Origin of the sequence: Eudoraea sp. (assembly GCF_049665975.1) — a bacterium.
Lineage (GTDB): Bacteria > Bacteroidota > Bacteroidia > Flavobacteriales > Flavobacteriaceae > Eudoraea.
On the sequence record NZ_JBATGR010000283.1, the window covers coordinates 1 to 5358 of the forward strand.

General features: G+C 36.4%; 8 protein-coding genes. 6 read left to right on the forward strand and 2 right to left on the reverse strand.

Annotated elements, in window-relative coordinates; translation table 11 throughout:
• The first annotated feature begins 336 nt into the window (after positions 1-336).
• From WBN20_RS09990 to WBN20_RS10015, 6 genes are all read left to right on the forward strand, one after another.
• On the forward strand, positions 337-681 hold the full coding sequence (locus WBN20_RS09990; RefSeq protein ID WP_424281574.1) for a hypothetical protein: 345 nt from the start codon (positions 337-339) through the stop codon (positions 679-681).
• Between the two features lie 241 nt (positions 682-922).
• A complete protein-coding gene (locus WBN20_RS09995; RefSeq protein ID WP_424281575.1) occupies positions 923-1177 on the forward strand; it encodes a type II toxin-antitoxin system ParD family antitoxin in 255 nt (84 codons plus the stop codon).
• Complete coding sequence (locus WBN20_RS10000) at positions 1170-1463, forward strand: type II toxin-antitoxin system RelE/ParE family toxin (RefSeq protein ID WP_424281576.1); 294 nt, start codon at positions 1170-1172, stop codon at positions 1461-1463. The genes WBN20_RS09995 and WBN20_RS10000 overlap by 8 nt, the downstream gene beginning before the upstream one ends.
• A 64-nt stretch (positions 1464-1527) precedes the next feature.
• A complete protein-coding gene (locus WBN20_RS10005; RefSeq protein ID WP_424281577.1) occupies positions 1528-2670 on the forward strand; it encodes a saccharopine dehydrogenase family protein in 1143 nt (380 codons plus the stop codon).
• A 93-nt stretch (positions 2671-2763) separates the two neighbouring features.
• Complete coding sequence (locus WBN20_RS10010) at positions 2764-3507, forward strand: lysostaphin resistance A-like protein (RefSeq protein WP_424281578.1); 744 nt, start codon at positions 2764-2766, stop codon at positions 3505-3507.
• A gap of 163 nt (positions 3508-3670) precedes the next feature.
• The gene (locus tag WBN20_RS10015) at positions 3671-4003 is read left to right on the forward strand and encodes an ankyrin repeat domain-containing protein (RefSeq protein ID WP_424281579.1); all 333 of its coding nucleotides are present in this window, start codon (positions 3671-3673) and stop codon (positions 4001-4003) included.
• Between the two features lie 80 nt (positions 4004-4083).
• On the opposite strand, the gene WBN20_RS10020 is transcribed toward WBN20_RS10015, so the two are convergent.
• Complete coding sequence (locus WBN20_RS10020; RefSeq protein WP_424281580.1) at positions 4084-4275, reverse strand: Arc family DNA binding domain-containing protein; 192 nt, start codon at positions 4273-4275, stop codon at positions 4084-4086.
• 3 nt (positions 4276-4278) lie between these two features.
• Positions 4279-5133 (reverse strand): SPFH domain-containing protein, encoded by an 855-nt coding sequence (locus WBN20_RS10025; RefSeq protein ID WP_424281581.1) that lies wholly within the window; start codon positions 5131-5133, stop codon positions 4279-4281.
• Positions 5134-5358 lie beyond the last annotated feature (225 nt).

Genomic DNA, 5358 nt, shown 5'->3' on the forward strand with positions numbered 1-5358 from the left:
AATAAATTCCAGGCACCAATTTCCAATAATTCTTTTAAATAAACAGATTTTAAATTTTGACCACAACCCCTGCAGGTTCAGCACACTTATTTGCGTCAATTAAAGATTAATCCTACATTTATCAAATCAATTAAGGTGAGGGATTAGGTTATCTGCAGCAACCCCCTGATGTGTAGGACTCCCTACAGCTCCCGATAATTATCGGGACGAGACCAAAGCATTGGCTACGCTGCTTTTTAATACGCCGAAATGATAGCCTAACCTTTTTAGCGCATCAGATATATGCAACAGGAAAAAGATTACATCCAACGAGAAATACAAAGACTGACTTTTTTCTTGACTAAGCTAATCGGAAAAGCTTTAGGGATAAATGTTAATGATTATGAGTTGGATGTAATGGAAATTGATCAGGATTTAGCTAACGAGTTCGACCTGACTCTTAAAGAAATTTCAGAAATGGAGAAATCAGAGTTGTTTGAGCGAATTGCAAACCTTCACGAAACGCACATTGAAAAGTTAGCTGAATTAATCTTCACGATTTTGGAAAAAATCGGGAATGAAAATAAAAGGAGTTTAGCGAAAAAAGCATATTTAATGTTGGATTTTCTTGATATGAATTCCAAAACGTTTTCATTAAAACGAATGGAAATGAAAAATGCACTACAACAATGGCTCCTATGAAAAGTTTTAATATAGTTCTCTAAATTTCAAATAAACGATAAAATGGAAAACAAAAAGAAGAAAAATTGGGTAGGCTTTGCTATTGGAATCGCCGTTGGCGTGATCTTGTATAAACTAATTTTTGATGTCCTTTGGCCATATTTATTTTAAAAAATCAAAGTTCAGATAAACGATGCTTCAATATTTGCATATTTTCAAAATAATTGTTATTTTACATCAATAATATTAATATTGGTGCATTATGGGAGTAGTTAGAAAATCAATAACTTTTACAAAGCAACAAGACGATTGGATTAAGAAACAGATTGAAAAAGGTGACTTTACCAACGATAGCGAATACATTAGACATCTGGTCAGAACCCACCAAACAACCCAGCAGAACATTATTGAACTTGAAATGGCCCTTGAAGAAGGTCTGGCAAGTGGTGAGAGCGATAAAACCGTTGAGGATATCTGGAAGGAAGCTGAATTAAGATACGCTAAAAAGAATGGCTAGATACATTCTTAGCAAGAGTGCACTATCCGATATTCTAGCAATCGCAGACTATACTATTAAGAATTTTGGTATTAAACAAGCTCGAAAATATCGCGATAATCTTATCTCCTGTTTTGAAGACCTAACCAATAGACCTGAAAGGGGAAGACTCTGCTCGCACAAAGATGATACATTACTTCTGAGGTATCGTCATAAATCACATGTAGTTTTCTATAAAAGAACCAATACTGGAATATTGATAATTCGTGTTTTGGGAGAAAGAATGGATTTTATCAGACATTTATAAAAGTTCAAATAAACGATTGCAATATGTTCAAAACAAAGCTCGATAAAAATGATATATTTCTGGAATGAATAAGCATTATAACATCATTATTGCCGGGGCTGGCGGTATTGCCGAAGCGGCCGGTCTGCTCCTTATGGAATGGAGCGAAGTACCACCTACCGTTTTTATCGGAAACCGGACGTTTTCAAAAGCATTAAAGGTGGCCAGATGGATAGAGGAGGGCACAACTAAACCCTGTTCCGTTAAGGCATTTCATCTTCCCGGGGAAGACCTTACTGAGGAAATGAAAGAAATCCTGGGCCAGGGTGATGTACTCCTCGATTGCCTCCCGGGTAGCCTGGCCCCGAAAATAGCCAAGCTGGCCAAAGACTTTCACCTGCATTATGCCAACCTGACCGAGTATGTTGCAGAAACCAAGGAAATAATGGCATTGGCAAAGGATGCTACAACGGGTTTCGTTCTTCAAACTGGTCTCGCTCCCGGCTACATCAATATCCTCGCCAACCTACTTTTCCAACAATTTTGCAGCGATTTTGAAGTAGACAAAGTGGACAAGCTGGAGTTTAAAGTAGGTGCCCTGACAGACCATGCTGTTGCCCCACATTATTATGGATTCACCTGGAGTCCGGTCGGGGTAGCTACCGAATACCTAAAAGATACCCTGGTGCTTCGTGATTTTAAAAAGACAATACTTCCTTCATTGTCAGAAAGAGCCATCATAATTATCGATGGCATTACCTATGAAGAGGACCTTACTTCCGGAGGTGCAGCTAACCTACCAGATGCTTTAGCAAAAAAGGTGGGTTTTCTCGATTATAAGACCTTGCGGTATCCCGGACATTATGCTTGGGTAGAAGAACAACTTACTGGTTTGGGAAATACCCGTGAAGCTATTGCCGCCTTACAGCACAAAATGGAAGCGTTGATTCCACACATCGAAGACGACAAGATCATTTTGTATGCAGCTGTGGAGGGTAAGGATATAGAAGGAACTTTGTACAGGCGGGAGATCGCCAAACAGATACAACCACAAACAGTGGGAAAACATCAATTACGGGCTATCCAAATAGCCACGGCAGCGCCCTTGCTTCAGTCTGCACAACTAATGCTCGAATCTCTTTATAGTGGGGTTGTCCTGCAAAGCCAAATAGATCCGAAACCATTTTTAAACGGGAATTTTATTGTACCTGTTTATGGAAAAGTGTAAACACTCCAATAAATGCCTACGCTTTTCAATTGATGAAAATACCTGTCTGTTATCAAAGTTCAAATAAAGGATACTCTGAGTTGTAAAAAGATTATGAAAGACCTTTTCCGATTTAAAAAATTAAAGTTCAATTGGCAATTCGGATTGACATTAATATTGCTATTTGGAATACCAAGATTTCTTTTTGTATTGGAGGCCAACCGAACTGGGAACTACAGTTTTACTTCAATAATTTTTGTTTTGATGTGGCTTACCCCTTTTATTCTTTTAAAAAAGGAAGGAAGGAAAATAATCGGACTAAAAAGACCAAAAAATATTCAATGGCTGATATACTCATTTTTGATTGGGATTTTTGCTTCTGCTATTATATTTTTACTAGGAAATTATCTCTATCTAGACTCGATTGAAAATTGGTTTGTATATATCTCGAATTCCTATAGCAGTATGCCGGTAGATGAACTTACTGGATCAAATAAAAAATTATATTTTGGGATGTTTGCTATTATTGGTATGACTTTCAGCCCCATTGGCGAAGAACTGTTGTACAGAGGGCTTATCCATCAGGGTTTCGTTCCTGAATTCGGGAAAAACAGAGCGTCTGTTTTTGACAGTTTAGCCTTTGCCATCGTGCATTTGGCACACTTTGGAATAATTTACTCGAGTGGGAGTTGGGAGTTTTTATTTGTGCCTGCGTTTATATGGATGACATTAATGTTTTTAACCAGTAGGCTGTTTTATTATTGCAAAACTAAAACCGAATCGATTTATGGAGCAATTATCAGTCATGCAGGATTTAATTTTGCTATGACTTATTTTATATTTTATCACATCTTGTAAATTAAATACAGCCGCTTGAGTGTGTATTTTAAACTCAATCATGAATTCAAGTATTAAACACATGATTTTAATAACATTAATTCCACTAATTGGAATAGCATCCTATGGGCAGGAATTAACCAATGAAATGGCGTAGAGTATAAAGTATGGCCGAACTGAAAACTTGAAACATTTAATTACTGTAGACCACATCAATGAATGTATCGGAGTGGCAGACAGCAAAAAATATAATTATTTGGCAATAAGTATAAAATTAAAATCGATGAAATCCTTAGGTTATTTTGTTGAAAACGGAGCCGATATCGAGGGCGTTTGTGCAGACAAAACACCTCTTATGTTTGCGGCAAAATACAGACAAATTGAAATGGTCCAATATCTGGTGCAAAAGGGCGCTGATCTCAATCGGACCTATGAAGGCAAAACCGCATTAAGTTTCGCAAGACAATTTTATCAACGTGAAATCATAAAGTACTTAAAAGAACAAAAAAACAATTAAATGAATAGGATATTTAATATCATTGATCATATATTCTGATATTATTTAAAGACCATATACTTATGTTGTTCACAATTAAATTAGAGTTTTGTATCCTTATTGTTTTCTTTTGATTTTAGTTTATTTGGTAATCTTTTAGCGTCTTTTAGGCTTTTATTAATAATCCATTCAATCTGCCCATTAACACTTCGAAACTCATCATCCGCCCATTTTTCAATTCGCTTAAACGTCTCTGGGTCGATTCTTAGTGCAAATGACTTTCTTTTACTCACAGGTTACGAGTTTAAAGACCCAGCATTAATAACAGGCTGGACCTCCTTATCACCACATAAAACTACCATTAAGTTGCTAACCATAGAAGCTTTTTTATCATCATCAAAATCAATAATATTATCATTGGACAATCTCTCTAGTGCGTCTTCCACCATGCCTACGGCCCCTTCAACAATTTTATATCTTGCCGCTACAATGGCGACTGCTTGTTGTCTTTTCAACATAGCACTTGCAATTTCAGGCGCGTAGGCCAAATATCCTATTCTGGCTTCAAGTACCTCAATTCCCGCAATAGCCAATCGTTCTGTAATTTCATTTTCCAAAGCTTCATTTACTTCGTCCATACCCGATCTCAACGTTAATTTGGCGTCTTGATCATCAAAATTGTCGTAGGGATAGGAACCTGCCAATTTGCGTACAGCAGCATCGGTCTGTACACGTACAAATTCCTGATAATTATCCACATCGAAAGCCGACTTATAGGTATCTTGAACCTTCCAAACCAGGATTACGTTAATTAAAATTGGATTACCAATCTTATCATTAACCTTTACTCTTTCGCTGTCAAAATTCCTCGCTCGAAGTGATATTTTTTCCCTGGTGTAGAATGGATTAGCCCAAAAGAAGCCATTATCCCGAACTGTGCCTTTGTAAGCACCAAATAGCACCAATACTTTAGAACTATTGGGATTTACAATAAAGAAACCCCTGATAATTAAAACAACGAAAAGGAATAGGATAAGAAATAAAGGCGACCCGACAACCACCAAACCTGTTACCATAATTGTTATTAATACCAATAAAACCAAAAGCATTACATATCCTCTACTCGCTTTAAAATTTATTTCATTTTTCATTTGATATCATTTTAATATCATAATAATACCACTTTATTTTTAAAACACCAAATCTCTTTAAATATGAGTTAGAGAAAATAAAATTCTAACATTTACTTAGGAATATATTTGAGAGAGAATTCCTAAGTTTAATTCAGAACAAATTGCTAACAACTTATAAGCTTTCCTGGAACATGGCCTTGAGATACATTTTGGTATTTTTTCTTCTATCATGCTCTTCAATTG